25 protein-coding genes (1 of these 25 running past the window's edge) are annotated in these 25,360 nt (G+C 68.0%); 16 read left to right on the plus strand and 9 right to left on the minus strand.

What is annotated here, in order from left to right; all coding sequences use genetic code 11:
- Positions 1-14: 14 nt before the first annotated feature.
- Positions 15-1,358 carry an amidohydrolase gene (locus tag ACFOMD_RS00100; protein ID WP_380854939.1) on the plus strand — a complete coding sequence of 448 codons (1,344 nt, stop codon included), beginning with the start codon at positions 15-17 and terminating at the stop codon, positions 1,356-1,358.
- A gap of 104 nt (positions 1,359-1,462) precedes the next feature.
- On the opposite strand, the gene hutI is transcribed toward ACFOMD_RS00100, so the two are convergent.
- A complete protein-coding gene (gene hutI / locus ACFOMD_RS00105) occupies positions 1,463-2,671 on the minus strand; it encodes an imidazolonepropionase (RefSeq protein ID WP_380854942.1) in 1,209 nt (402 codons plus the stop codon).
- 57 nt (positions 2,672-2,728) lie between these two features.
- Between hutI and ACFOMD_RS00110 the strand changes: the two genes are divergently transcribed.
- The 6 genes from ACFOMD_RS00110 to ACFOMD_RS00135 are packed head-to-tail and all read left to right on the plus strand — an operon-like array spanning position 2,729 to position 10,021.
- Positions 2,729-4,066 carry a formimidoylglutamate deiminase gene (locus ACFOMD_RS00110; protein ID WP_380854945.1) on the plus strand — a complete coding sequence of 446 codons (1,338 nt, stop codon included), beginning with the start codon at positions 2,729-2,731 and terminating at the stop codon, positions 4,064-4,066.
- 11 nt (positions 4,067-4,077) lie between these two features.
- Positions 4,078-5,742, plus strand: coding sequence for a urocanate hydratase (gene hutU, locus ACFOMD_RS00115; RefSeq protein WP_380854948.1), 1,665 nt, complete (start codon positions 4,078-4,080; stop codon positions 5,740-5,742).
- Complete coding sequence (hutH, locus tag ACFOMD_RS00120) at positions 5,739-7,277, plus strand: histidine ammonia-lyase (RefSeq protein WP_380854951.1); 1,539 nt, start codon at positions 5,739-5,741, stop codon at positions 7,275-7,277. The genes hutU and hutH overlap by 4 nt, the downstream gene beginning before the upstream one ends.
- The gene (gene hutG, locus ACFOMD_RS00125) at positions 7,274-8,062 is read left to right on the plus strand and encodes an N-formylglutamate deformylase (RefSeq protein ID WP_380854953.1); all 789 of its coding nucleotides are present in this window, start codon (positions 7,274-7,276) and stop codon (positions 8,060-8,062) included. The genes hutH and hutG overlap by 4 nt, the downstream gene beginning before the upstream one ends.
- Positions 8,059-8,781 (plus strand): histidine utilization repressor, encoded by a 723-nt coding sequence (hutC, locus tag ACFOMD_RS00130; protein WP_380854956.1) that lies wholly within the window; start codon positions 8,059-8,061, stop codon positions 8,779-8,781. Before hutG ends, hutC begins: the two co-directional genes overlap by 4 nt.
- A 58-nt stretch (positions 8,782-8,839) precedes the next feature.
- Positions 8,840-10,021: a lytic murein transglycosylase gene (locus ACFOMD_RS00135; protein ID WP_380854959.1), complete on the plus strand. Its 1,182-nt coding sequence runs from the start codon at positions 8,840-8,842 to the stop codon at positions 10,019-10,021.
- A 101-nt stretch (positions 10,022-10,122) separates the two neighbouring features.
- Here the strand turns inward: ACFOMD_RS00135 and mmsB are convergent, their stop codons facing one another.
- Entirely contained in the window at positions 10,123-11,016 is an 894-nt protein-coding gene (gene mmsB, locus ACFOMD_RS00140; RefSeq protein WP_380854962.1) for a 3-hydroxyisobutyrate dehydrogenase, read from the minus strand.
- A 111-nt stretch (positions 11,017-11,127) separates the two neighbouring features.
- Complete coding sequence (locus ACFOMD_RS00145) at positions 11,128-12,630, minus strand: CoA-acylating methylmalonate-semialdehyde dehydrogenase (protein ID WP_380854965.1); 1,503 nt, start codon at positions 12,628-12,630, stop codon at positions 11,128-11,130.
- Between the two features lie 110 nt (positions 12,631-12,740).
- On the opposite strand from ACFOMD_RS00145, the gene ACFOMD_RS00150 reads away from it, so the two are divergent.
- Positions 12,741-13,628 (plus strand): LysR family transcriptional regulator, encoded by an 888-nt coding sequence (locus ACFOMD_RS00150; RefSeq protein WP_380854968.1) that lies wholly within the window; start codon positions 12,741-12,743, stop codon positions 13,626-13,628.
- Here ACFOMD_RS00150 and ACFOMD_RS00155 read toward each other — a convergent pair.
- Both ACFOMD_RS00155 and ACFOMD_RS00160 read right to left on the minus strand, forming a co-directional pair.
- Entirely contained in the window at positions 13,625-14,026 is a 402-nt protein-coding gene (locus ACFOMD_RS00155; protein WP_380854971.1) for a DUF1398 domain-containing protein, read from the minus strand. The two genes, ACFOMD_RS00150 and ACFOMD_RS00155, sit on opposite strands and share 4 nt — an antisense overlap.
- Positions 14,027-14,033: 7 nt before the next feature.
- Positions 14,034-14,486, minus strand: a complete 453-nt coding sequence (locus ACFOMD_RS00160; protein WP_380854974.1) for a MarR family winged helix-turn-helix transcriptional regulator — start codon at positions 14,484-14,486, stop codon at positions 14,034-14,036.
- Between the two features lie 118 nt (positions 14,487-14,604).
- Here ACFOMD_RS00160 and ACFOMD_RS00165 point away from each other — a divergent pair, with 118 nt between their 5' ends.
- The 3 genes from ACFOMD_RS00165 to ACFOMD_RS00175 all read left to right on the plus strand — a co-directional run bounded on the left by ACFOMD_RS00165 (position 14,605) and on the right by ACFOMD_RS00175 (position 16,170).
- On the plus strand, positions 14,605-15,180 hold the full coding sequence (locus tag ACFOMD_RS00165; RefSeq protein ID WP_380854977.1) for a DUF1214 domain-containing protein: 576 nt from the start codon (positions 14,605-14,607) through the stop codon (positions 15,178-15,180).
- Entirely contained in the window at positions 15,177-15,695 is a 519-nt protein-coding gene (locus tag ACFOMD_RS00170) for a DUF1254 domain-containing protein (RefSeq protein ID WP_380854980.1), read from the plus strand. The genes ACFOMD_RS00165 and ACFOMD_RS00170 overlap by 4 nt, the downstream gene beginning before the upstream one ends.
- A 76-nt stretch (positions 15,696-15,771) precedes the next feature.
- Positions 15,772-16,170, plus strand: coding sequence for a MerC domain-containing protein (locus ACFOMD_RS00175; protein WP_380854983.1), 399 nt, complete (start codon positions 15,772-15,774; stop codon positions 16,168-16,170).
- On the opposite strand, the gene ACFOMD_RS00180 is transcribed toward ACFOMD_RS00175, so the two are convergent.
- The 4 genes from ACFOMD_RS00180 to ACFOMD_RS00195 form a co-directional block, all read right to left on the minus strand.
- Positions 16,167-17,129: a tetratricopeptide repeat protein gene (locus ACFOMD_RS00180; RefSeq protein WP_380854986.1), complete on the minus strand. Its 963-nt coding sequence runs from the start codon at positions 17,127-17,129 to the stop codon at positions 16,167-16,169. The two genes, ACFOMD_RS00175 and ACFOMD_RS00180, sit on opposite strands and share 4 nt — an antisense overlap.
- Positions 17,126-18,181, minus strand: a complete 1,056-nt coding sequence (locus ACFOMD_RS00185) for a dipeptidase (protein WP_380854989.1) — start codon at positions 18,179-18,181, stop codon at positions 17,126-17,128. Before ACFOMD_RS00185 ends, ACFOMD_RS00180 begins: the two co-directional genes overlap by 4 nt.
- Positions 18,182-18,260: 79 nt before the next feature.
- On the minus strand, positions 18,261-18,890 hold the full coding sequence (locus ACFOMD_RS00190; protein WP_380854992.1) for a helix-turn-helix domain-containing protein: 630 nt from the start codon (positions 18,888-18,890) through the stop codon (positions 18,261-18,263).
- Between the two features lie 168 nt (positions 18,891-19,058).
- Positions 19,059-21,524, minus strand: coding sequence for a TonB-dependent receptor plug domain-containing protein (locus ACFOMD_RS00195; RefSeq protein WP_380854995.1), 2,466 nt, complete (start codon positions 21,522-21,524; stop codon positions 19,059-19,061).
- Positions 21,525-21,622: 98 nt separating this feature from the next.
- On the opposite strand from ACFOMD_RS00195, the gene ACFOMD_RS00200 reads away from it, so the two are divergent.
- From ACFOMD_RS00200 to ACFOMD_RS00220, 5 genes are all read left to right on the plus strand, one after another.
- Complete coding sequence (locus ACFOMD_RS00200; RefSeq protein ID WP_380854998.1) at positions 21,623-21,841, plus strand: hypothetical protein; 219 nt, start codon at positions 21,623-21,625, stop codon at positions 21,839-21,841.
- Positions 21,838-23,427 (plus strand): L-piperidine-6-carboxylate dehydrogenase, encoded by a 1,590-nt coding sequence (gene amaB / locus ACFOMD_RS00205; protein ID WP_380855001.1) that lies wholly within the window; start codon positions 21,838-21,840, stop codon positions 23,425-23,427. Before ACFOMD_RS00200 ends, amaB begins: the two co-directional genes overlap by 4 nt.
- Positions 23,427-24,419, plus strand: a complete 993-nt coding sequence (locus ACFOMD_RS00210; RefSeq protein ID WP_380855004.1) for a tetratricopeptide repeat protein — start codon at positions 23,427-23,429, stop codon at positions 24,417-24,419. Before amaB ends, ACFOMD_RS00210 begins: the two co-directional genes overlap by 1 nt.
- A gap of 135 nt (positions 24,420-24,554) precedes the next feature.
- Positions 24,555-25,049, plus strand: coding sequence for a hypothetical protein (locus ACFOMD_RS00215; protein WP_380855007.1), 495 nt, complete (start codon positions 24,555-24,557; stop codon positions 25,047-25,049).
- On the plus strand, positions 25,046-25,360 hold the 5' portion of the coding sequence (locus ACFOMD_RS00220) for a ferredoxin--NADP reductase (protein ID WP_380855010.1). 498 nt of this gene lie beyond the right edge of the window; only the first 315 of its 813 coding nucleotides appear in the window; the start codon lies at positions 25,046-25,048; the stop codon falls past the right edge of the window. The genes ACFOMD_RS00215 and ACFOMD_RS00220 overlap by 4 nt, the downstream gene beginning before the upstream one ends.

The raw sequence follows: 25,360 nt of genomic DNA on the forward strand, positions 1-25,360 counted from the left end.
GGGAGTCGGGGGTTATGATGCACCAGAAGCTTGCTCGCGCGGGTCTGCTCACGCTGGCTGTCGCGCTCAGCACCGCCGCGCAGGCCGCGACGCCGGCCGCCACTACCGCCGCCGCCGACACCGCCGCCAAGGCGATCGAAGCCAAGATGATCGAGTGGCGCCGCGACTTCCACCAGCACCCCGAACTCGGCAATGCCGAGGTGCGCAGCTCGAAGATCATCGCCGACCATCTGAAGAAGCTTGGGCTGAAGGTGAAGACCGGCGTCGCCAAGACCGGCGTCGTCGCCGTGCTCGAAGGCGGCAAGCCCGGGCCGACGGTGGCGCTGCGCGCCGACATGGACGGCCTGCCGGTGAAGGAGAATTCGGGCCTGCCGTTCGAGAGCAAGGCGACCGGCACCTACCGTGGCCAGACAGTGCCCGTGATGCATGCCTGCGGCCACGACACCCATATGGCGATCCTGATGGCGACGGCCGAAATCCTCGCCGGCATGAAAAAGGACCTGCCCGGCAAGGTGGTGTTCCTGTTCCAGCCGGCCGAGGAAGGCCCGTCGGACTTCGAAGCCGGCACCGGCAAGACCTGGGGCGCCAAGGCGATGGTCGAGCAGGGCGCGATGAGCGACCCGAAGGTCGACGCGGTGTTCGGCTTGCACGTGTTTTCGGGCATGGAGACGGGCACGCTCGCCTGGCGATCGGGCCCGCTGATGGCGTCGGCGGACAGCTATTCGGTGACCGTCACCGGCAAGCAGACGCACGGTGCGCTGCCGTGGCGCGGCGTCGACCCGGTGGTCGCGGCGGCACAGGTGGTGACGGGTCTGCAGACCATCGTCAGCCGCCAGCTCGATATCACCAAGGAACCGGCGATCGTCTCGGTCGGCCAGATCCATGGCGGCGTCCGCTACAACATCATCCCCGACGAAGTGGTGTTCGAAGGCACGTTGCGCGCCTTCGACGAGGCGATGCGCGAGGACATCCACAAGCGCGTCGCGCACACCGCCACCTCGATCGCCGCCGCCTCGGGCGCCAAGGCCGAGACCAAGGTGACGAAGATTTACGACGTCACCGCCAACGACCCCGAGCTGACGGCGAAGATGCGCCCGACGCTGGTGCGCGTCGCCGGCGAGTGGCCGTGGACCGACAATGTCCAGAAGTCGACCGGCGCCGAGGATTTCTCGGAACTCGGCAAGGTCGCCCCGTCGCTGTTCCTGTTCCTCGGCATCTCGAAGCCGGGCGAGGAAAAGACCGCGGCGGCGAACCATTCGCCGTTCTTCTTCGTCGATGAGAAGGGGCTCATTCAGGGCGTCCGCGCGCTGACGCACCTGACGGTGGACTATCTGCACGGCGGGCCGGCGACGAACTAAACAACACTAGCCCAAACCAATCCGTCATCCCGGCGAAGGCCGGGATCCACGCCGCGATCGGTATGGATCCCGGCCTTCGCCGGGATGACGTGTTTTGATGAGGATTAGATGAGCGCCTTTCCGCCCGCGTAGCTGCGATGCAGCAGCGGCGCGCCGAGCCAGTAGGTGAGTTCGGCGGGGCGTTCGACATCCCAGGCGGCAAGGTCAGCGCGCTGGCCGACCGCGAGGGTGCCGCGATCGGTGAGGCCGAGCGCACGGGCGCCGTTGACCGTAGCGCCCGCCAGCGCCTCCTCGGGCGTCATGCGGAACAGAACACAGGCGAGGTTGAGTACCGCCAGCATCGACGTGACGGGCGAGGTGCCGGGGTTGCAGTCGGTGGCGAGCGCCATCGGGATGCCGAGCGCGCGCAGGCGGTCGATCGGCGGCAGCTGCGTTTCGCGCAGCGCGAGGAAGGCGCCGGGGAGAAGGACGGCGACGGTGCCGGATTTCGCAAGTGCGGCCAGTCCCTCCTCGCCAACATATTCGAGGTGATCCGCCGATAGCGACTGCCGCCGCGCCGCCAGTTGCGCGCCGCCGGAATCGGAGAATTGCTCGGCGTGGAGCTTGGTCTTCAAGCCGAGCGCTTCGGCCGCGGCGAAGAAGCGGTCGGCCTGTTCGGCGCTGAAGGCGATGGGCTCGACATAGGCGTCGACAGCGTTGGCAAGCCGCTCGGCGGCAACGCGCGGCAGGATGGTGTCGATGACGTGATCGACGTAGGCGTCCGGCCGCTCCTTGTACGCGGCGGGCAGCGCGTGGAGACCCAGGTAGGTGGTGACGACTGCCACGCCCTCGCTTGTCCCCGCCGCCCGCGCGGCGCGCAGCATCTTGGTCTCGGTATCGGCGTCGAGGCCGTAGCCGCTCTTGATCTCGACGGTGGTGACGCCGTCGCGCTTCAGCGCGCGCAGCCGCTTCGACGTCGCGGCGATCAACGCTTCCTCTGACGCCTCGCGCGTCATCCGCACGCTGGAGAGGATGCCACCGCCTGCCGCCGCGATCTCCTGATAGGTCGCGCCCTTCAGCCGCGCCTCGAACTCGGCGGAGCGGTTGCCGCCGAACACCAGATGGGTATGGCAATCGATCAGGCCCGGCGTCACCCAGCGCCCGCCGAGCGACTCGGTTTCCGTCGCTTCGTGCGCCGGCAGGTCGGCGGCGGCGCCGATCCACGCGATGCGACCACCCGCAACGCCGATGGCGGCATTCTCGATGACGCCATAGGGCGCATCGCCTTGCATCGTCGCGGCGTGGCAGTCGGTGAGCAGCAGGTCGAAACGCATCGCGGCTTGTCTCCATCGGGCCGTTCGGCCTACAACCTGTATATACAGGTGAGCCCCATGACCGTCGACCTCCTCGCACCGGCCGTCCGGACAGCGCAAGGCTGGACCGAAAACGCGCGCCTGCAAATCACCAACGGGAAATTCGTCGAGATCGGCGGCGCGGGCGGCTCCCCGCTGCCCGGCGCGGTCATCCCGGCGATGCCCAACCTGCACAGCCACGCCTTCCAGCGCGCGATCGCCGGCATCACCGAGGTGCGATCCCCCAGCGGCGGCGACTTCTGGACGTGGCGGCAGGCGATGTACGGCTCGCTCGACCGGCTGACCCCCGATGACGTGCGGGTAATCGCGACGCAGCTCTACATCGAGATGGCGAAGGCCGGGTACGCGCGGGTCTGCGAGTTTCACTATCTGCACCACGACGCCGACGGCCGCCCCTACGCCAATCCCGCGGCGATGGCCGAGGCGCTGATCGAGGCGGCGGCCATCGCGGGCATCGGGCTGACGCTGGTGCCGGTGCTCTACATGGCGAGCGGCTTCGGCGACCGCCCGGCCGAGCCGGCGCAGCGGCGGTTTCTGCATATACCTGACTCTTACGCCGCGCTGATCGAAGGCTTACGCGGACGCGTCGATCTCGGCATCGGCTTCCATTCGCTGCGCGCCGTCACGCCCGAGGCGATGAACGCGGTGCTCGACATCGATGTCGCCCTGCCCGTCCACATCCACATCGCCGAGCAGGTGAAGGAAGTGGACGACTGCCTGACGTGGAGCGGCGCGCGGCCGGTCGAATGGCTGTTGCGCCATTTCCCGGTCGACGAACGCTGGTGCCTCGTCCACGCCACCCACCTGACCGATGCCGAGACGCGCGATCTCGCCGCGTCGGGCGCGACGGTGGCGATCTGCCCGACCACCGAGGCCAATCTCGGTGACGGCTTCTTCGACACCGAGAGCTATTTCGCGCACGGCGGACGCTGGGGCATCGGCTCGGACAGCCATGTCAGCCTCGATCCGCGCGAGGAACTGCGGCTGCTCGAATATGGCCGCCGCTTGCGCCTGCAGCGCCGCGCGCTGAGCGCCACCGAGGCGCTGCCCAACGTGGGCGCCTGGCTGTGGACCGAGGCCGCGTCCGCCACCGCCCCGACCGGTGTCGACACCGGCCGCATCGCGCCGGGCGCCCGCGCCGACTTCATCGTGCTCGACGAGCGCAATCCGCAGATCGCCGCCATGAGCGGCGACGCCCGCCTCGACGCGCTGGTGTTCGTCAACGCCGGCGCCGCGCCGGTGCGCGAGTTGTGGGTTGGTGGCGAGCGCATCGTCGCCGAAGCGCGCCACCCCCACGAAGAAACATCCGCCCGCGAATTCGCGCAAACCGTCGCCCGCCTGCGCGCGGCGATCTGAAAGAGGACCGCATGACCAGCAACAGCCGCATCGTCCGCGCCCCGCGCGGCACCGAGATCAGCGCCAGGTCGTGGCTGACCGAGGCGCCGCTGCGCATGCTGATGAACAACCTCGACCCCGAGGTGGCGGAACGGCCCGAGGACCTCGTCGTCTACGGCGGCATCGGCAAGGCGGCGCGCAACTGGGAGGCGTTCGACCACATCGTCGCCAGCCTGAAGGAGCTGCGCGACGATGAAACCCTGCTCGTCCAGTCGGGCAAGCCGGTCGGCGTGTTCCGCACCCATGCCGACGCGCCGCGCGTGCTGCTCGCCAACTCCAATCTCGTGCCGCGCTGGGCGACGTGGGAGCATTTCAACACCCTCGATCGCGCCGGGCTGATGATGTACGGCCAGATGACCGCGGGCTCGTGGATCTACATCGGCACGCAGGGCATCGTTCAGGGCACCTACGAGACCTTCGTCGAGGTCGGCCGCCAGCATTTCGCCGGCGATCTGGGGGGCCGCTGGATGCTGACCGCGGGCCTCGGCGGCATGGGCGGCGCGCAGCCGCTCGCCGCCAGCCTTGCCGGCGCCGCCTCGCTCAACATCGAATGCCAGCGCTCGCGCATCGAGAAGCGGCTGCAGACGCGCTATCTCGACGTTGCGGTCGAGGACCTCGACGAGGCGCTGAAGCTGATCGACGAGGCGGTGGCGGCGAAGCGCGCCACCTCGATCGGCCTGCTCGGCAATGCCGCTGAAATCCTGCCCGAGCTGGTGCGCCGTGGCGTCCGCCCCGACTTCGTCACCGACCAGACCTCGGCGCATGACGTGTTCAACGGCTATCTGCCCGCCGGCTGGACCGTCGCCGAATGGGAAGACAAAAGGGTCAGCGACCCGAAGGCGGTCGAGAAAGCCGCGCGCGCCTCGATCGTCACCCATGTGCAGGCGATGCTCGACTTCTGGAAGGCGGGCGTGCCGGTGCTCGACTATGGCAACAACATCCGCCAGGTCGCCAAGGAAGAAGGCCTCGAGGACGCCTTCGCCTTCCCGGGCTTCGTCCCCGCCTATATCCGCCCGCTGTTCTGCCGCGGCGTTGGCCCGTTCCGCTGGGTGGCGCTGTCGGGCGATCCGGAGGACATCTACAAGACTGATCAGGCGGTGAAGGAACTGCTGCCCGACAATACGCCACTCCACCGCTGGCTCGACAGCGCGCGGGAGCGCATCGCCTTTCAGGGGCTGCCGGCACGCATCTGCTGGGTGGGCCTCGGCGACCGGCACCGTATCGGCCTGAAGTTCAACGAGATGGTGGCGAGCGGCGAGCTGAAGGCGCCGGTGGTGATCGGCCGCGATCACCTCGATTCCGGCTCGGTCGCCTCCCCCAACCGCGAGACCGAGGCAATGAGGGACGGCAGCGACGCCGTCTCCGACTGGCCGCTGCTGAACGCCCTCCTCAACACCGCCAGCGGCGCGACCTGGGTGTCGCTGCACCATGGCGGCGGCGTCGGCATGGGCTTCTCGCAGCATTCGGGCATGGTCATCGTCGCCGATGGCAGCGCGGATGCCGCGCGCCGGCTGGAGCGCGTGCTGTGGAACGACCCCGGCACCGGCGTGATGCGCCACGCCGACGCGGGCTACGACATCGCCATCGATTGCGCCCGCACGCAGGGCCTCAACCTGCCGTCGCTGGAGGGTAAATGAGCTTCGATCTCGCCATCGGCACCGAGCCCGTTTCGCTCGCCGTCCTGCGCCGCATCCTGCGCGAGCCGGTGCGGCTGACGCTCGACGCTGACCGCCTCGCTGAACTCGACCGCGGCGCGGCGGTGGTGCAGCGGGTGCTCGACAGCGGCGCCACCGCCTACGGCATCAACACCGGCTTCGGCCTGCTCGCCAACACCCGCATCCCGCCCGACCAGCTGGCGCAGCTGCAGGAGAACCTCGTGCTGTCGCACGCCGCCGGCGTCGGCGCGCTGCTCGGCGACGAGGTGGTGCGGCTGCTGATGGCGCTGAAGGTGATCAGCCTGTCGCGCGGCGCCTCGGGCGTGCGGCGCGAGGTGGTCGAGGCGCTGCAGGCGCTGCTCGCCCATGGCATTTACCCGTGCATTCCCGCCAAGGGCTCGGTTGGCGCATCGGGCGATCTTGCGCCGCTGGCGCATATGTCGGCGGCGCTGATCGGCGTCGGCGACGTGCGGGTCGGTGGGGCGATTATGCCCGCGACCGAAGCGCTGGCGAAAGCCGGGCTGACGCCGCTGGTGCTGGGGCCGAAGGAAGGTCTGGCGCTGCTCAACGGCACGCAATGCTCGACCGCGCTGGCGCTCGCCGGGCTGTTCGCGGCGGAGGAAGCCTTTGCCGCCGGGCTGGTCGCCGGGGCGCTGTCGGTCGATGCCATGAAGGGCTCCGACGCGCCGTTCGATGCGCGCATCCATGAGCTGCGCGGCCAGCCGGGGCAGATCGCCACCGCCGCGGTGCTGCGCGACCTGCTCGCCGGCAGCGCGATCCGCGCCTCGCACCTCGAAGGCGATACCAAGGTGCAGGACCCCTATTCGCTGCGCTGCCAGCCGCAGGTGATGGGCGCCTGTCTCGACGTGCTGCGCGCCGCCGCGAAGACGCTGGTGATCGAGGCCAATGCCGTCACCGACAATCCTTTGGTGTTCGTCGAGGATGGCGAGATTCTGTCGGGCGGCAACTTCCACGCCGAGCCCGTCGCCTTCGCCGCCGACCAGATCGCGCTGGCGCTGTGCGAGATCGGCTCGATCTCCGAGCGGCGCACCGCGCTGCTCGTCGATCCGAAGATGAGCGGACTGCCCGCCTTCCTGGTGAAGGACAGCGGGCTCAACTCGGGCTTCATGATCGCGCAGGTGTCGGCGGCGGCGCTGGTGTCGGAGAACAAGCAGCTCGCACATCCGGCAAGCGTCGATTCGATCCCGACCTCGGCCAATCAGGAGGATCATGTGTCGATGGCGACGCATGGCGCGCGCCGCCTGCTCGACATGGCGGACAACACGATGGGAACGCTGGCGATCGAGCTGCTGGCCGCCGCGCAGGGCATCGAGTTCCATCGCCCGCTCGCGACCTCGGCGACCTTGGAAGAGGCGCTGTCGGGCCTGCGGGCCAAGGTGCCGGCCTATGACAAAGACCGCTTCTTCGCGCCCGACATCGCCGCCGCCGCCGCCTTTGCCAAGGACGGCCCGTTCCGGCGCATGATGGGCGGCATCCTGCCGTCGGACGACGCATGAGCGATTTCCGCTATCGCGCCGGCGCTTCGCCGCTGGTGGTGAGCATGCCGCATGTCGGCACCGAACTGCCGGCCGAGCTGACGGCGCGCTACAATGCGCTCGGTCAGACGGTGTGCGACACCGACTGGCATATCGACCGGCTCTACGACTTCCTGCCGGCGATGGACGCGAGCGTGATCGCGGCGCGCTGGTCGCGCTGGGTGATCGACCTCAACCGCGATCCCGAAGGCGCGGCGCTGTATCCGGGGTCGTTCGAGACCGGCCTGTGCCCGACGCAGAGCTTTGCCAAGGCGCCGATCTACGCCGACGGCCATGCGCCCGACGATGCCGAGGTCGCACGGCGGCTCGACGCCTACTGGCGGCCCTATCATGCGCAGTTGCGCGCGGCGCTCGATGCGGCGGTGGCCCGCCATGGCTTTGCGCTGCTGCTCGACGCGCATTCGATCACCAGCGAATGTCCCGGCCTGTTCGACGGCCGCCTGCCCGACGTCAATTTCGGCACCAATTCGGGCGCTTCCTGCTCGCCCGAAGTGATCGACGCGGCCAGCGCGGCGATGGCGCATCATCCGTTCACGCAAGTGGTGAACGGCCGCTTCAAGGGCGGCTGGATCACGCGCCACTATGGCCGGCCTGACGACGGCGTTCAGGCGCTGCAGATCGAGCTGGCGCAGGACGCATACATGGACGAGGCCAACCCGCGCGCCTTCAACCCGGCGCGGGCGCAGCCGCTGCGCGAGGCGTTGAAGGATGTGCTGGCCGCCGCGCTCGACGCCGCGCGGGGATGAGCAATCCCGAGCCGCGCTATGCGGCGATCAAGGCGCATGTGATGGACGGCATCGCGGCCGGCAGGCTGAAGCCCGGCGACCGGCTGCCGTCGGAGCATGAGCTGGTCACACAGTTTGGCGTGTCACGCATGACCGTCAACCGCGCGCTGCGCGAGTTGAAGCAGGGCGGCGTGCTGGTCGGCGTTGCAGGCGTCGGCTCCTTCGTCGCCGAGCCGCGGCCCGAGGGGCACCTGATCGAGGTGCGCAACATCGCCGAGGAAGTGCGCGGGCGCGGCCATGCCTATGCGGCGACGGTGATCGACAATCGCGCGCTGGCCGCCGGCGCAGAAGCCGCCGCCTGTCTCGATGTCGAGGTCGGCACGCCGATCTTCCATTCGCTGATCGTCCACCGCGAGAACGGGTTGGCGATCCAGTTGGAGGACCGGCTGGTGCTCGCCGAGGCGGCGCCCGGCTATGACGCCATCGACTTCACCGCGACGACGCCAAACGAAGTGCTGATGCGCGCCGCGCCGCTGGAGCGCGTCGAGCATCGGGTGCGCGCCACCCTGCCCGATGCCACCACCCGCCGGCTGCTCAGCATGCCGTCGGGCGAACCCTGCCTGCTGCTGATCCGGCGAACCTGGAGCGGCGGGCGGATCGTCTCGCACGCGGCACTTTCCCATCCCGCCTCGCGTTTCGAGTTTTCGGACAGTTTCGCGCCGCCGGTCAGCCTCGGTTAACGGGTTCGGGTATAGGCTCGGCGATGCCGGTTTGCCGGCCACGTCGGGGGAGTATTCCATGACGCGTCGTACCGCGGTTCTTGTTCATCGATTCCTTGCCACCAGTGCGGTGGCCATCCTCGTTGCCGTCATCGTCGATGCCGGCGATCGGGCGAAAACCATCCACAAGCCGGCGCCGGTCGTCGCGGCGGTTCCCGTGCCGGCGCCCAAGCCGGTCAAGCGCGCCCCACCGCCGCCGCCCGAGCCGGTCTACGATCTCTCCACTTTCGACGGCTGGCTGCAGAGCGTGCGCGCCGATGCAAAGAAGGCGGGGGTCAGCGAGGCGACGCTCGACCGCGAGCTGGACGGGCTGACCGAAGACCCCAGTGCCATCGCGCTCGACCAGAAGCAGCCGGATCGCACGGCGGTGTCGCCGATGACCTTCGCCAAATATCACGCCAAGCAGTTCAGCCGCAGCCGCATCAACAACGGCCGCCGCCTCGCCTCGGATTTGTCGGCGACGCTGTCGTCGGTCGAGAAGCAATATGGCGTGCCGCACGAAATCCTGCTCGCCATCTGGGGCATCGAGACCAGCTATGGCGCGGTGACGGGCAACTTCGATCTGGTGCGCTCGCTGGCGACCTTGGCCTATGAGGGACGGCGGCGCGAGTTCTTCACCGCCGAGCTGATCGCCGCCTTGAAGCTGATCGACGACGGCAAGGCCGATCGCGCCACGCTCGTCGGTTCATGGGCGGGCGCCACCGGTCAGTCGCAGTTCATGCCGAGCAGCTATTTCGCGCATGCCGCCGACGGCGACGGCGACGGCCGCGCCGACATCTGGGGCAGCCGCGCCGACGTGCTCGCCTCGATCGCCAGCTATTTCGTCGGCAAAGGCTGGCAGACCGGCGAGCCGTGGGCGGTGTCGGTTTCCGTCCCTGCCGGTTTCGACCGCGAGCGCATCCGCGAGCTGACGCCAGTCACCGAATGCGCGGGCCTCGGCTGGCGGCACAGCCGCTGGCTGAGCGTCGCCGAATGGAAGGCGATGGGGGTCGCCGGCAACGGCGCCGCGCTGCCGGCGGACGACAAGCTGGCGACCCTGATCGAGCCGGATGGGCCGCAGGGGCCGGCGTTCCTGACCTTCGCCAACTACCGGCCGATCATGCGGTATAATTGCAGCAACTATTATGCGCTGACGGTTGGGCAGATGGCCGATGCGATTGGGGTCGGGCGGTTGCCGAAGACGACACTGGTGGGGAAGTAGGGCGTTCTCACATTCACCCCGTCATACCGGCGAAAGCCGGTATCCAGACCGAGCGTCCGACTGGATACCGGCTTTCGCCGGTATGACGAACCTTGGGTTCTTTACGAACGCCAACTCCCGTCCAGCAGCTTGATGATCGCCGAGAAATCCTTGCCGGCGCCGCCCAGGTTGGCGAACGCTTGGTAGAGGCTTTCCGCCGCCGCGCCCATCGGCACGCTGGCGTCGACGGCGGCCGCGGCCTCCATCGCCAGCTTCATGTCCTTCAGCATCAGCGCCGCCGCGAAGCCGCCTTCATAGTCGCGGTTCGACGGCGCGGTCGGGACCGGGCCGGGGACCGGGCAATAGCTGGTCATCGACCAGCTCTGGCCGCTCGCCTTCGAGGAGATGTCGAAGAAGGTCTGCGGGTCGAGCCCGAGCTTCTGCGCCATCACGAACGCCTCGCAGGTCGCGACCATCGAGGCGCCGAGCAGCATGTTGTTGCAGATCTTCGCCGCCTGCCCCGCGCCCGCGTCGCCGGCGTGAATCACCGCCTTGCCCATCTTGGCGAGGATCGGCTCGGCCCGCGCGAAGGCTTCGGCGGGGCCGCCGACCATGAAGGTCAGCGTGCCGCCCGACGCCGCGGCGATGCCGCCCGACACCGGCGCGTCGACCATGGCGAGGCCATGCCCCTCCGCCTGCGCTGCCACCGCGCGCGCCGAGGCGACGTCGATCGTCGAGCAGTCGATGAGTATCGGGTTGCTGTCGGCGGCGGCGAATACCTCCTCGGCATAGACGCCGCGCACATGCTTGCCGGCCGGCAGCATCGTCACCACGACGGCGGCGCCCTTCACCGCTTCGCTGACCGAGGCGGCGCGCTGCGATCCCGAGGCGACGGCGGCGGCCAGCGCCGCTTCGGACAGGTCGAACGCCGAAACGCCGTGCCCGGCCTTCACCAGGTTGGCGGCCATGCCGGAGCCCATGTTGCCGAGTCCGATAAAGGCGATGTGACCGGCCATGGCGCCGTCCTTTCCTGCATGTCTTCAAAAGAAATTCGCTGCCCGGCGTGGGGGCCGGGCAGCGAGGTTATCCGGGCTAACCTTGGGGAGTCGATGCCCGGAAGCTGTAAATCAGCGCATTGTTGGGATGATGAAGCTGCTGTCGGTGACGGGTCCGCCGGCGGGCCAGCGCTGGGTGATGGTCTTGACCTTGGTGAAGAAGCGGATGCCTTCGGGGCCATGCTGGTTGGTGTCGCCGAACGCCGAGCGCTTCCAGCCGCCGAAGGTGTGGTAGGCCACCGGCACCGGGATCGGCACGTTGATGCCGACCATGCCGACCTCGACATTGGCGGCAAATTCGCGCGCCGCAGCACCGTTGCGCGTGAAGATGGCAACGCCGTTGCCGTACTGGTGGTTGGTCGGCAGCGCCAGCGCCGCCTCGAAGCTCTGCGCGCGCACCATCTGCAGGACAGGGCCGAAGATCTCTTCCTTGTAGCTCTGCATGTCGGGGGTGACCTTGTCGAAGAAGGTCGGCCCGACGAAGAAGCCGTCCTCATGCCCCTGCAGCTTGAAGCCGCGGCCGTCGACGACGAGCTCGGCGCCCTCGCGCACCCCCATCTCGATATAGCTCTCCACCTTCGCCTTGTGCGCCGCGTTGATCACCGGGCCGTAGTGCGCATCCGCATCGGTGCTGACGCCGAGGCGCAGCTTCTCGATCTCGGGGAGGAGACGATCCTTCAGCGCCTGCGCGGTCTGGTCACCCACCGGCACCACCACCGGCAACGCCATGCAGCGCTCGCCCGCCGAGCCGAAGGCAGCGCCGACGAGGTCGGCCACCGTCTGGTCGAGGTCGGCGTCGGGCAGCACGATGCCATGGTTCTTGGCCCCGCCCATCGCCTGCACGCGCTTTCCGGCGGCAACGCCGCGCTGGTAGACATAGTGGGCGATGTCGCTGCTGCCGACGAAGCTCACCGCCTTGATGTCGGCGTGGTCGAGGATGGCGTCGACCACCGTCTTGTCGCCCTGCACGACGTTGAGGACACCCTCGGGCAGCCCCGCTTCCATCATCAGCTCGGCGAGGCGCACCGGCACGCTCGGATCACGCTCGCTCGGCTTCAGGATGAAGGCGTTGCCGCACGCAATCGCCACCCCGAACATCCACATCGGGATCATCGCCGGGAAGTTGAACGGGGTGATGCCGGCGACCACGCCGAGCGGCTGGCGCATCGAGTAGACGTCGATGCCGGGACCCGCTCCTTGCGTATACTCGCCCTTCAACAGATGCGGGATGCCGCAGGCGAACTCGATGACCTCGAGCCCGCGCTGGATGTCCCCCTTGGAGTCCGCGATCACCTTGCCGTGCTCGCTCGACAGCAGGTGCGCCAGCTCGTCCATGTTGGCCTCAAGCAGCCGCTTGAACTCGAACATCACCCGCGCGCGACGCTGCGGGTTGGTCGCCGCCCAGCCCTTCTGAGCTTCCACGGCCACGGCAACGGCGCGGTCCAGCTCCTCGACAGTGCCCAGACCCACCCGCGCCTGCACCTGACCCGTGTTGGGGTCGAACACGTCGCCGAAGCGGCCCGACGCGGACTCGACGGCAGAGCCGGAAATGAAGTGATGGATGGTGCGGGTCATGGTTCGTCCCATAGCTGTGTTGGCGCGGACCTTGGCGGCTGGCGCTTGTGCAGGCAATCGCCTAACGGTGCAGCCATGAACTGCGAAAATGCAGCGCCTCAGGCGCGCCTTTGAACTGGGACGATCTGCGCGTCTTCCTCGCGCTCGCCCGTGCGCCGACCCTGGCGACGGCGGCGGTGAAACTGGGCATCGACGCGACCACCGTCGGGCGGCGGCTGCGGCGGCTGGAGGCCAATCTCGACGCCGCGCTGTTCGAGCCCGGCGCGGGCGGGCAGACGCTCACCGAGGCGGGGCGACGGCTGCTGGTCTATGCCGAAGGCGCCGAGCAGGCGGCGACACAGGCGAAGAGCGAGCTGGCGGGCGAACGCGGGCTGCTGGCGGGCACGATCCGCGTCAGCATCGCCGAAGGCTTGGGGACCTGGCTGATCGCGCGCCACCTCGGTGATTTTCACGCGGCGAACCCGGCGATCCGCGTCGAACTGGTCGCCACCAACGGCTTCCTCAATCCCTCGAAGCGCGAGGCCGATCTGGCGATCATGCTGGCGCGGCCCGCGCGGGGCCCGCTGATCGCGAAGAAGCTCGCCGACTATCGACTGAAGCTCTACGCCGCGCGCACCTATGCCGAGCGCCACGGCCTGCCGGCCCGCGCCCGCGACTTGAACGATCATGCGCTGGTCGGCTACATCCCCGACTTCATCTATGCCGAGGAGCTGCGTTATCTCGACGAGGTCGCCGACGGGCTCGAGCCCGCGCTGGCCAGCAGCAGCATCAACGTGCAGCACGAACTGGTGCGCAGCGGCGCCGGGCTCGGCATCCTCCCCTGCTTCATCGGAGAACAGGATGCCGAACTGGTGCGCGTGCTCGATGCCGAGGTGGCGGTAACGCGCAGCTTCTGGCGCGTTGTCCACCGCGACGTGGCACGGCTGGCCCGCGTGCGCGCCTTCACCGACTGGCTCGACGCGCTGGTCACCGAGCAGCGCGAGCTGCTGCTCGGTTAGCCGGGGAAATATTCGGTGTGCGTCGCGCCATCCCGGCCGAGGTAGAGCGCCCGCCGGCCGCCGAACGACACCAGATAGCCCGCGCAGCCCGCCGCCTTCGCCCGGTCGCAGAAGCCGCGATAGGTGTAGCCGGGCGCCAGCGCCTGTGCATCGCGGACGGCGGCCTGTAGCGCGGGGGTGTCGAAGGCAGCGGCCACGGCGACCTCGCTGCGATGCGCAGGCAGATCGAGCGCCGCGCCGTCGGGTAGATAATAGGTCGCCGTGCCGCGCCGGAAATCGACCCAATAGCTGTCGAAGCCGGCCTCGATCAGCCGCCCGACGATCTCGGGAAAGGTCAGGCTGTTGTCCTCCGCCGCCCCCAGACACTGGCGGGCGACGGCCTGCTGTCGTTGGTTCATTTGTCCCTCAGCTCATTGGTGGCGACTGCAGGCCATGGCGGTCGGCAAGCGTCTTCAGGATACGGTCGAGCGCGGCATGATCGGCGGCGCCGAGCCCGCCGAAGAACTGCGCTTCATTGGCGTCGGCGAGGGCGGCGAGCGCCGGCACCTTCGCCGCGCCGGCGCGGGTCAGCGCCAGGGTGTGGGCGCGCCGGTCGGCGTCGCTCTCGGTGCGCGCGAGCAGCCCCTTGTCGATCAGCCGCTCGGCGAGCTTGCTGATCGCCCCGCGCGTCAGGGCGAGGCGTTCGGCGAGGCGGCTGGGGTTGGCGGGCGGCTGACCGTAAAGCTCGCGCAGTACGACCCATTCGGCGACGGTCACCCCCTCGCCCTCCAGCTTCAGCGCGAAGGCGTGCGACACCTGGTTCGACACGGCGCGAAGCCAATAGCCGAGATGCGCGGTCAGAGCGGCGGGGTCGGTCATCCACACTCCATGTTGACTAGGAAACTATATATATGAAGTTTCCTAGTCAACTGCTCGTGGATTGCGCAGGTTGCCGGCCGCAGGCGGTGGCCTAGAGTGCGGTGCGGCAGGAGGGCGCATGAAGAGCTGGCTTCGCTATGGACTGGCCGTCGTCGTCGGCCTTGTGGTCGGGGTCGGCAGCGCCGCCTATGCGGTGCGCAGCGGCGCCTTCGGATCGGGACAGCAGATCGGGCCGTGGCGCACCGGCACCGACTATGGCACCGCCGAGGCGAGCGCGCGGACCCGCGCCATCGTCGCGCTGTCGGGCCTGCTCGCCCTCCCCGCCCGCGAGGCGCGCTATTACACGGCGGTGGCCGATGACGCGGGCGCGCCGCTCGACGGCAACTGCAGCTACACGGTCAGCGGCGGCGAACTGCCGGGGCGCTGGTGGAGCCTGACGCTGTATGACGGCGAGGGCTATCTGGTGGCGAACGACGCCAACCGTTTCTCGGTCGCCAGCGCCGCGCTCGCGCCGGCCGAGCGGAAGGGCTGGACGATCAAGGTGTCGCCGACGCGCACCGACGGTCATTGGCTGCCGAGCGGCGGTGCCGAACGCTTCCAGCTGACCCTGCGCACTTACCGGCCGGCAGACGAGGGGCGGAGCAGTCCCCCGCGTGACGCCCTTCCGCGCATCGCCAAGGGAGACTGCGCATGATCGGGCGCTGGATGGGGCCGCTGATCGCCGCCGTACTTGTCGCGGCCGTGGGCTATTACGCGACCCTGGCGCTGACGCCGCAGTTGCTGATGCGCTCGGCCTGGAACCGGGTGGCGACCGACGGCGCCAACGCCTTCGCCTTCCCGTCGCTCGCGACCGACCAGTCGCGCGCCATCGTGCGGCCGAGCCCCGACCTCGCCTATGCGAGCTGCCCGTTCGACGTGAGCGACAAGCCGCTGCTGGTCGAGGTGCCGCCGGTGCCATCGGCCTATTGGTCGCTGTCGGTGTTCGACGCCGAGACCAATGTCGCCTTCGTGAAGAATAATGCAGACAGCCGGGGCGGCACCATAAAGCTGGCCATCGCGCTGCCGGCGGTGCCGACGCCGGCGGGTTATGAGCGCGTCGTCGTCAATTCGCCGCGCGGCATCGCGCTGGTGCGCATCCTCGTCGAGGATCGCGCCACCTTCCCGGCGATCGACGCCGCCCGCCAGAAAGCGAGCTGCCGCCTCGGCTGAACGATTTTCGGCCGCCGCTGTCATTGACTTTCAATGTTACATTATCACATAGCCCGCTCAGCTTAAGGAGACGAGCATGGCGGACGGAGCAACGCAGACGCAGCGCTGGCTGGACGTTGCGGCCATCACCGGCGCGGCCTTGTGCCTTGCCCATTGCCTCGCCGTGCCGATGCTGCTCGTCGCCGTGCCGACGCTCGCCGGGCTTGAGCTGCTGCCGCACGAATTCCACCTGATGGCGTTCGCCTTCGCGGTGCCGACCAGCGCCGTCGCGCTGTGGCTCGGCTGGCGCCGCCACCAGCGCGTCCGTCCGGTGCTGGTCGCCGGCGTCGGGCTGGCCCTGCTCGGGATGGGCGCGCTGGGGTCCGATGGCACCGCCGAGACTTTGCTGAGCCTCGCCGGCGCACTGCTGCTCGGCGCCGGCCACGGGCTCAACTGGCGGGCCTTGCGGCACCGCCGGTCTTCCTGCCCAGTCTAAGGGTTCGACGTTCCCGGCAGCGGCGGGGCCTGGGGCACGCGGCGGTCGGGCGAGACCAGCTCGACCTCGGCGGGCCAATGGCCCTGCGCATTTTCGACGACGACCTCGCGCAGCAGCCGCTTCGCCTCGGCCTCCTTGCCGGCGAAGCGATATTCCATCGCGGCAGCGAACTTGATGTTGGGGTCCTTGGACTTGGCGGCTTCCGCAAGGGGGAAGCGGCCGTTCATCACCATCGTCGCCTTATGATAGGCGTGGTTCTCGATGAGATCGATCTTGTCGGGCACCGCGTTAATGACGGCGCGCGCCTTGTCATGCTCGCCGAGCTTCCGGTGCGCGAGATATTTCCAGTAGGCGATCGGCGGCACCATGTCGTTCTTCGCGAACGGCCAGGTCATGTCGAACGCGGTCTGCAGCCCGGCGAGCATCGTGCGATAGTCGCCGACCGCAAAACTGGTCTGCGCATGATAGTAGATCATGTTGCCGCGATAGGTGCCGATGGTGAGGCCGATCCGGTTGGGCAGGCCGTCGGGCTCGAAATAATCGGGCTTGCCCTCCATCAGCCGCAGGCCCTCGCGATAGTCGGCCAGCGCCGACTCGAACTGCCGCGAACGCGCGAGCTTGCGGGCGCGGTAGCGGCGCAGCTCATAGGCCTGCGGGAATTGCGCGATGGCGGCGGTCAGCACGTCAACCGATTCACAGAAGCGCCCCAAGTAGGACAGGCGCCGCGCCACCCAGAAATGCGACTCCGGCCGGTCGGGGGCGATGCGCAGGGTGGCGCGCGCCGCCTCCAGATCCTGATCGAGCCGCTTCTGCGTCGCCGCCGAGAATTCGGGGAGACGCAGCGGCGTGCCGATCAGCGTCTTGTCGCAATAGCCGGCCTTGACGGTGCTGGCGGGGATTTCGGCCGCCGCCACCGGCGCTGCCGTCGCGAGCAACAGCGCGAAGACGAACGTCTTCATCCGATCACCTCGGTGTAGAGGCGGCGCAGGTTGCCGCCCATGATCTTCTCGACATCCGCCGACGGCAGGCCGAGCTTGCGGACGCCGTCCCACACCACTTCCATGCGGCGCGGGCCATTGAGCTCGTCGATGAACAGCGGCCACTGGTCCGGGTTGAAGTTCGGCCCCTCCTCGCGCTTCACCTCGGCCATGTACTCGGGCGTCAGCTGGATGACGCGATGGTCGCGGTCGCTGCCGATCGCGACATGGTCGGCGCCGGCGACCTTCACCGCATGCGCGATATGCTGGAAATAGACGGGGAGCGCGCCCTTGCGCAGCGTCGTCATGAACGGGCGCATCTGACACATGCCGACGACGCCGCCCTTGTCGGCGAGCGCCTTGAGGTTCTCGTCGGTCGTGTTGCGGACGTTCTTGAACAGCGCGGCGCAGGCGGTGTGCGAGATGACGACCGGCGCCTTCGAGGCGGCGATGCTGTCCGCCATCGTCTTCATATTGGCGTGCGACAGGTCGATCAGCATGCGCTTGGCGTTCATGCGCTCGATGAGTTGCTGGCCGAACTCGGTCAGGCCGTTGGCGCCGAGCTCCTTGCAGCCCGACCCCGCCCAATTCTGGTGGTTGTAGGTGATCTGCGCCGAGCGGACGCCCATGTCGTAGAATTCGTCGACGCGGTTGAGGTCGTGGCCGAACTGCGTCGAGTTCTGGAACAGGTAATAGATGGCGATCTGGCCGGCGGCGCGGGCCTTGTCGAGATCGGCGACGGTCGTCGCTTTCAGATAATGCTGCGGATGTTTGGCGAAATAGGCGTCATGCTCGCGCACCGCGGTTACGGCCTCCTTGTAGGCGGCTTCCTCGTAGGATTTGGGGTCGCAGAGCGTGATGGTAATCGCATCCATCCCGCTCGCTTTCATCGCGCGGATCACCTCTTCGGAATATTCGAAGCGAACTTCGCCCATCGCGTCGAAGGTCAGCGGGCGGCTCTTCGCGCCACGCGCGCCACCGGCCATCAGTGCTGCCATTGCGGCTGCGCCCATCATGAATTGACGACGATGCATCCTGCCCTCCCCAATATTTTCCTATAAGAAAATATTGTCGGATCGGCATGGAATGTAAAGCGGGAAAGCGCCGGCTGTATCAGCCGGTGTTGATCCAGAGGACGACGGCGTCCTCCTCGCTCACGCTGTAGCAGGCGTGGCGCATCGTGCTGTCGATGTAGACGCTGTCGCCCGGCCCCAGCACGGCGGGCTCGTAATGCTCGGTGTGGAAGCAGAGCTTGCCCTCGAGCACGTAGAGGAATTCCTCGCCGCCATGCTTCGACCAGCTGGTGAAGCTTTCGAGGTCGCGCGCCTTGATGCGCGTGACGAAGGGCAGGATCTTCTTGTGGGTCAGTTCGACCGCGAGGAGGCGGTGCGCATAGACCGGCGTCTCCATCAGCCGCCCGGCGTTGGCGAGCGTGATGCTGCGGCGGCCGCTCGCCGTCTCGCCGCGGTTGCTGGCGAACAATTCGGTGATGTCGATGTCGAAACCCGAGGCCAGCTTCTGCACGACGTCGAAGGTCGGCGACATCTGGTCGTTCTCGATCTTCGAGAGCGTCGAGGGCGCGAGGCCGGTGAGCTTGCCGGCTTCCTCGAGCGTGAGGCCGCGATCGTGGCGGAGCTGGCGCAGGCGCTCGCCAGGGCGGATCATCGTCCCCGACGACCGGCTGCGCATCGCCTTCAATATCTCCGGCGCTTCGGCCTTCGCCCCGGCTTTGGGTCGTGCCACTCGGCTGTCTCCACTCGTGCCCGGCAGCGGCCCCTCGCCCACCCGGTCGGGTGAAACAATAGAACCGCCTTTTCCGATACGCCACGGGCTTGATGCGCTTCGGGCCAGTCCCTTGCGCCAAAAGCGATGGCGGCGCCCCGAAAGGGACGCCGCCACCGGAGGGGGACACTAGAAGCGGAGCTTACCGGAGAGGTAGTAGTAGCCGCCGCTGAGACCGAAGACGCTGTGGTTGTCGAGGACGATACCGTTGGCAGCCAGGCCAGGGCCGCGGCCCGGCGGGTATTTGTCGAAGACGTTGCGGGCGCCGACCGCGAGGCCGAACTGCTCGCTGACATCGTAGCCGATCTCGGCATCCCAGATCACCACGGCCTTGCGCGGCAGGAAGTTCGCCGCGCCGTCGAGGCGCTTCCACGAGCCGTAGTAGGTGCCGCGGACCATCAGGTTGAAGTCGCCGATCTTGTTGGTGACCGACGCGTTGCCGCGCCAGTTCGGCGTGCCCTCTTCGAACTCGATGACCTGGGCGACGGTGTAGAAACCCTGCGGATTGCTCTTCAGATGCTGCTCATTGTAATTCAGCGCGAGGCTGAGGTCGGTCTTGTTGCCGCCGCCCCATTCGAACCCGTAGGTCGTCACGAAGTCGAAGCCGCGGACGCGGGTGTCGAGCTTGTTCTGGAAGTAGCGGACCTGCTGCACCGACGCGCCGTTCGGGAAGCCGAGCGCCGCCAGCGCCGCGCGCTGCGCCGGGGTGGTGGTGACCGACGGGGTGAGCAGCAGACGATCGTCGACGTCGATCTGGTAGAAATCGAGCGTGGCGAGGAGGCCGTTGCCCGGCTGGAAGACCAGGCCCGCCGACTTGTTGAACGACGTCTCCGGCTTCAGCGGCGCCGACCCGAAGATCTGCGCGGCCGGCGAACCCGGGATCAGCACCGCATCGAGGATGAAGTTGTTGGTGATGCGGTCGATCTGCGAGGTCTGGCTGGTGCCGAACACCTGGCCGGCGGCCGGGGCTCGGAAGCCGGTGCTGACCGAGCCGCGGATCGCGAACATGTCGCTCAGCTCGAAGCGGGTCGCCGCCTTGGCACTGAGGTTGTCGCCGAACTCCTTATAATCCTCGTAGCGGGCGGCGAGGGCGATGTTCCAGCCTTCGACCGGATCGGTGTCGGCCTCGGCGAAGATCGCATAGCTGCTGCTGTCGAACGCGCCGGCGATGTTCGGGCTGAAGCCCTGGAAGCCGTTCGAGCCGACCGGCAGGTCGCGCAGCGGGCCGGCGGTGTAGGACGCGAGGTCGCCCGCGCCGATCGTGTAGGTTTCCTTGCGGTAGCTGACGCCGCCGAAGACCAGCAGGTCGCTGGCGAAGCCCACGTCGCTCGTGTAGCCGACCTCACCGTCGAGCTGCACTTCCTTCTGCTCGAGCGAACCCGGCTTGAATACCGTCGGCGAGCGCACGCCAAGTGACGGGTTGATGGTGTTCGCGATGGTGTAGTCGACCTTGCTTTTGCCGAGGCGGGCCGACACGTCCCAGGTCAGCGGGCCGTTGGTGTCGCGGAAGCCGCCGACGAGGCCGAGATCGGTCAGGTCGCCGGTGAACTGCGGCACGAAGCCGCCCGGATAGATGCGCGTCAGGTCGAAGATCTCGGGGTGCGCGGCGGTGCCGTCGAACGCCGAGTTGCCGAAGGTGGCGTGCGCCGGGAAGCCGCCGGCGGCGCGCGACTGGCGGTAGGAGAAGCCCACCGTCGAATCGGTCGTCATGTAGTTGGCGAAGAAATAGGCCTCCGCGTCGCCCCCAAGGTCGAGACCGGCGTTGAGCACGGTCTTGAACGAGGTGTAGTCGGGCTCGCCGAGCTCCGCCGGGAACTTCGGCACGCCGGCCTGGCCCGAGGCGCGCAGCGCGGCGGCGCCGTTCGGCTGGCCGCCGCGGAAGGTCTTCTTCTGGTCGGTATACTGGGCGCTGATGTTCATGAAGCCCGAGTCCCACAGCGGCAGGCCGAAGTTGCCCTGCACGTCGTAGGTGTCGCCGTCGCCCTTATAATATTGACCCATGTGGGCGATGATCGAGCCGCCCTCGGTGTCTTCCTTCAGCTCGAGGTTGATGACGCCGGCGATGGCGTCCGAGCCGTACTGCGCCGAGGCGCCGTCACGCAGCACCTCGATGCGCGAGAGCGCGATCGTCGGGATGACGTTGAAGTCCTGGCCCTGCGAGCCCGAGGTCGTCGCGTGGCCGGTACCGATCTGCACAATCGCCGAACGATGCCGGCGCTTTTTGTTGAGCAGCAGCAGCACGTGATCCGACGGCGACGCGCGGAGCGTGATCGGGCGGACGAACGACGAACCGTCGTTCAAGGGCAGGCGCTGTGCGTTGAACGCGGGGACGAGGGTGCGCAGCGCGTCGTTGACGTCGGTGTAGCCGGTGGTGGTCACCACTTCCGGCTGGATGACGTCGATCGCGACGGGGCTGTCGGCGATGGTGCGGTCGCGGCGGCGCGAACCGAGGACGATGATGTCCTCCGCGTCCGAATCGTTCATCGCAACCTGCGTCGGCGCGGCAGCGTCGGCCGCCGTCTGCGCGTGCGCCTCGGCGACGCCGACGACCGTCAGCACCGACGGCAGCACCACTCGCGAAATCCAGCTCTTCATGTCTCTCCCCCTTGTCGCTCAGGACCCATGGCCCGCGGCAGACCGCCTCCTACAGCGCCGACCGCGAATGTCATTTTCCTATCATAAAATTTCCGATCGTGAAGATGCTTTATTTCGGGGCCGACATAGGGAAACTACGCGGTTCGCGCCTGAAAACAGCCAATTCCTCCTTTATCTATGGCAAAAATGCCACGCTGAACGGGCTACGTCAGCCGCCTAACTGGTTAAATCGCGAAAATCACATGATCCACGATTGGAAATATTTTTCCGATCAGCTTGCACGAAAAACGGCTTTGGTGTTGAACACCGGCCTATGAACATGATGTCGTCCGCCGGCCTCGCGCCGTTTGCCGTTGCTTCCGACGCCGACCCTGCGCGTACCCATGCCGACGCGCTGAAGGCGCTCGGCCTGTCGCTCGATTCGCATCGCGGCGATGACTTGCCCGTCCGTTCGCCGATCGACGGTGCGCTGCTCGCCACTCTGGGCACGCATGATGCCGCCGACATCGACGCGATGGTCGCCCGCGCGCGGACTGCGTTTCTTGACTGGCGGCAGGTCCCCGCCCCGCATCGCGGCGAGTTGGTCCGCCGCTTCGGCACCTTGGTGCGCGACAATCTCGACCCGCTGTCGGCGCTGCTGTCGGCGGAGAACGGCAAGATCCTCGAGGAAGCGCGCGGCGAGGTGCAGGAGGTCGTCGACATCTGCGAATTCGCGGTCGGCCTGTCGCGCCAGCTCTATGGCCTGACCATCGCGTCGGAGCGCCCGCAGCACCGGCTCACCGAATATTGGCACCCGGTCGGCGTGCTCGGCCTTATCTCCGCCTTCAACTTCCCCGCCGCCGTCTGGGCGTGGGGGACGACGGTGGCGCTGGTCTGCGGCAACGCCGGCATCTGGAAGCCGTCCGAAAAGACGCCGACCACCGCGCTCGCCTTCGTCGGGCTGCTGCAGCGCGCGATGCGCGACTTCGAGGCGGCGCCGGCGAACCTCGTCCAGGTGGCAATCGGCGGCGCCGACATCGGCGCGCGCCTGGCCGACCATCCCGGCATCGACATGCTGAGCGCGACCGGCAGCACGCGCATGGGCCGCGACGTCGCCGTGCGCACCGCGCAGCGTTTCGCCCGCTCGATCCTCGAACTCGGCGGCAACAACGCGATGATCGTGACGCCGAGCGCCGATCTCGACCTCGCCATCCCCGCCATCACCTTCGCCGCCGCCGGCACCGCCGGCCAGCGCTGCACCACCTTGCGCCGCCTGATCGTCCATGAGGACCGCAAGGCCGAGCTGCTGGCGAGGCTGATGCCGGTGATCGGCAAGCTGTCGACGGGCAACCCGCTCGCCGAGGGCGTGCAGGTTGGCCCGCTGATCGACGGCGCCGCGTTCGACCGCATGCAGGCGGCGCTGGAGCGCGCGCGCGCTGAAGGCGGCACCGTCCACGGCGGCGAGCGGATCACCGACGGCGTGCCGGCGACCGGCTATTATGTCCGCCCCGCCATCGTCGAGATGCCGGGCCAGAGCGCCATCGTCTGCGAGGAAACCTTCGCGCCGATCCTCTACGTCATCATCTATCGCGAGTTCACGCAAGCGATCACGCTGCAGAACGGCGTGCCGCAGGGCCTGTCTTCGGCGGTGTTCACCATGGACATGCGCGAGGCCGAATATTTCCAGTCGGCGCTGGGCAGCGACTGCGGCATCGTCAACGTCAACATCGGCACCAGCGGCGCCGAGATCGGTGGGGCGTTCGGCGGCGAGAAGCAGACCGGCGGCGGCCGCGTCTCCGGCTCCGACAGCTGGAAGAACTATATGCGCCGGGCGACCGCCACGGTGAATTATTCGAGCACATTGACGCTGGCGCAGGGCGTGCGCTTCGATGTGGTGGAAGACGATAACAAGGGAGGGAATTGATGCTGAAGACCAGCCTGACCGCGGCGCTGCTGGCGAGCGCGCTCGCCATCGCCGCCCCCGCCGCCGCGCAGCCGACCGGCGACAGCCCGCAGGGCACCTCGCTGCTCGGCCAGCCGCTCATCACCTATGCCAACCGCAACGCCAACGTCGCGCCGGTCGAGACCTTGGCGCGCGCCGCGCGTGACGCCAAGGCGGCGTTCGACGCCGGCATGACCGCCGACAATGCCACCTGGTACGGCCGCATCCTGTTCTACCAGGGCTACACCAAGGAATCGCTGGCGGTGTACGACGCCGCGCTGAAGCGCTTCCCCAATTCGGCGAAGCTGCTGCGCCACCGCGCGCACCGGCTGTTCTCGCTCCGCCAGTTCGACGCCTCGATCGAGGCGGGCCTGAAGGCGGACAAGCTGTATCAGGGCCAGCCGCTCGAGCGCGAAAAGCCCGGCCCCGACTATTTCAAGGGCGATCCGGACATCGTCCAGTTCTACCTCTACTACCACCTCGGCCAGGCGTATTTCGCCAAGCGCGATTACGCCAACGCCGCCAAATATTTCACCAAGTCGGGCGAAACCTCGATGTTCGACCGCGACCTGTCGAACGAGACGGCCAGCACCTACTGGCGCTACCTGTCGCTGGCGCGCGGCGGCAACATGATCGAGGCGCAGAAGCTGATCGACGGCTACGATGTGCGGCTGTTCCACCTGCACCCGACCGGCGGATCGGATGTCTATTTCGACGCGATCCAGCTGTTCAAGGGCAACCGCGCGGCAAACACCTTCTTCAGCAACACCGACAGCGGCCGCGCCTTTGCGACCGCCGACGCCACCGCGGCTTCGACGTCGTACAGCCTTGCCAATTATCACCTGCTGATGGGCAACCGCGACGAGGCCAAGCAGTGGCTGAAGCGCGCGATGTCGGTCGACGCGTGGAGCTTCTTCGCGCGCATCCAGGCCGAGGCCGACTGGGTGGCGCTGTTCCCCGGCGAGAAGCCGTAACCGACCCCTCAGCGGTACGGACAGGGCGGCGGGAGCTTCAGCTTCCGCCGCTTTCTTTTGTCGCGGCGCGAACCGCCCCACAACCAATGAATCGGTTGACGCCGGCCATCCACAGCGCCTAGGTCTTTATTGATAATGGATATCAATATCGGCGCAAAGGATGGGCGGATGAACGGCGTTTACGACTTCCTCGACCAGCCTGTGGTGAAGCTTTCCCCCGGCAGCCGGCTGCTGCTCTGGTCGCTGCGCGCCTGGGCCGATGCGCTGGCGCGCAAGACCTGCCCGCCGGCCGCACTCGCCCCCGCCTATGCGATGCACGACATGCTGCCCGCGGTGAACGACCTCAACATGGCCGCCGCGCTGCTCAACAGCAACGGCCGCACCAAGTTCATGCTCGCGCCGTTGCGCGCCTGCCGTGTGGCGGAGGACGAGGCGCTGCTGATCAACCTGTGGCGCGATGTGGCGGCCGGCGAGGACGCGCGGGCAAAGGCCACGCTTGAAGCTTGCGTCGACAAAAGCTCGGTCGGGCCGCTGCTGACGGCCGTCGGCGAGCATGCGGCCAAGATGACGGTTGCCGGCTTCGCGCCGCTCGGCCTTTCCGCAACCCAGACGACGGATGAACGTGCGTGAGCGACCGGATTGCCGCGATGACGACCCTTGCCCCTTCCGCCGCGCTCACCGTCGAGACGGTGCGGTCGGTGAGGCATTGGAACGCGCATCTGTTCAGCTTCACCCTGACCCGCCCGCCGAGCCTGCGCTTCCGCTCGGGCGAGTTCATCATGCTCGGGCTGCCCGGCGAGGGCCGGCCGCTGCTGCGCGCCTATTCGATCGCCAGCCCGGCCTGGTCGGACGAGATCGAGATCCTGTCGATCAAGATCGCCGACGGCCCCCTCACCTCGCGGCTCCAGCGGATCAAGCCGGGCGACCAGCTGTTCCTCGGC

This window comes from Sphingoaurantiacus capsulatus, from assembly GCF_042648405.1.
Classification (GTDB): Bacteria; Pseudomonadota; Alphaproteobacteria; order Sphingomonadales; family Sphingomonadaceae; genus Sphingoaurantiacus; species Sphingoaurantiacus capsulatus.

Excerpts from the sequence above, each read along its gene's own strand:
- hutC (WP_380854956.1), top strand. The coding sequence starts at position 8,059 with ATGAGCAATCCCGAGCCGCGCTATGCGGCGATCAAGGCGCATGTGATG.
- ACFOMD_RS00180 (WP_380854986.1), bottom strand. The coding sequence starts at position 17,129 with ATGAAGACGTTCGTCTTCGCGCTGTTGCTCGCGACGGCAGCGCCGGTG.
- ACFOMD_RS00165 (WP_380854977.1), top strand. The coding sequence starts at position 14,605 with ATGAAGAGCTGGCTTCGCTATGGACTGGCCGTCGTCGTCGGCCTTGTG.
- ACFOMD_RS00100 (WP_380854939.1), top strand. The coding sequence starts at position 15 with ATGATGCACCAGAAGCTTGCTCGCGCGGGTCTGCTCACGCTGGCTGTC.
- ACFOMD_RS00195 (WP_380854995.1), bottom strand. The coding sequence starts at position 21,524 with ATGAAGAGCTGGATTTCGCGAGTGGTGCTGCCGTCGGTGCTGACGGTC.
- ACFOMD_RS00160 (WP_380854974.1), bottom strand. The coding sequence starts at position 14,486 with ATGACCGACCCCGCCGCTCTGACCGCGCATCTCGGCTATTGGCTTCGC.
- mmsB (WP_380854962.1), bottom strand. The coding sequence starts at position 11,016 with ATGGCCGGTCACATCGCCTTTATCGGACTCGGCAACATGGGCTCCGGC.
- ACFOMD_RS00135 (WP_380854959.1), top strand. The coding sequence starts at position 8,840 with ATGACGCGTCGTACCGCGGTTCTTGTTCATCGATTCCTTGCCACCAGT.
- hutI (WP_380854942.1), bottom strand. The coding sequence starts at position 2,671 with ATGCGTTTCGACCTGCTGCTCACCGACTGCCACGCCGCGACGATGCAA.
- ACFOMD_RS00145 (WP_380854965.1), bottom strand. The coding sequence starts at position 12,630 with ATGACCCGCACCATCCATCACTTCATTTCCGGCTCTGCCGTCGAGTCC.
- ACFOMD_RS00155 (WP_380854971.1), bottom strand. The coding sequence starts at position 14,026 with ATGAACCAACGACAGCAGGCCGTCGCCCGCCAGTGTCTGGGGGCGGCG.
- amaB (WP_380855001.1), top strand. The coding sequence starts at position 21,838 with ATGAACATGATGTCGTCCGCCGGCCTCGCGCCGTTTGCCGTTGCTTCC.
- hutH (WP_380854951.1), top strand. The coding sequence starts at position 5,739 with ATGAGCTTCGATCTCGCCATCGGCACCGAGCCCGTTTCGCTCGCCGTC.
- ACFOMD_RS00170 (WP_380854980.1), top strand. The coding sequence starts at position 15,177 with ATGATCGGGCGCTGGATGGGGCCGCTGATCGCCGCCGTACTTGTCGCG.
- hutG (WP_380854953.1), top strand. The coding sequence starts at position 7,274 with ATGAGCGATTTCCGCTATCGCGCCGGCGCTTCGCCGCTGGTGGTGAGC.
- ACFOMD_RS00210 (WP_380855004.1), top strand. The coding sequence starts at position 23,427 with ATGCTGAAGACCAGCCTGACCGCGGCGCTGCTGGCGAGCGCGCTCGCC.
- ACFOMD_RS00215 (WP_380855007.1), top strand. The coding sequence starts at position 24,555 with ATGGATATCAATATCGGCGCAAAGGATGGGCGGATGAACGGCGTTTAC.
- ACFOMD_RS00175 (WP_380854983.1), top strand. The coding sequence starts at position 15,772 with ATGGCGGACGGAGCAACGCAGACGCAGCGCTGGCTGGACGTTGCGGCC.
- ACFOMD_RS00110 (WP_380854945.1), top strand. The coding sequence starts at position 2,729 with ATGACCGTCGACCTCCTCGCACCGGCCGTCCGGACAGCGCAAGGCTGG.
- ACFOMD_RS00185 (WP_380854989.1), bottom strand. The coding sequence starts at position 18,181 with ATGCATCGTCGTCAATTCATGATGGGCGCAGCCGCAATGGCAGCACTG.
- hutU (WP_380854948.1), top strand. The coding sequence starts at position 4,078 with ATGACCAGCAACAGCCGCATCGTCCGCGCCCCGCGCGGCACCGAGATC.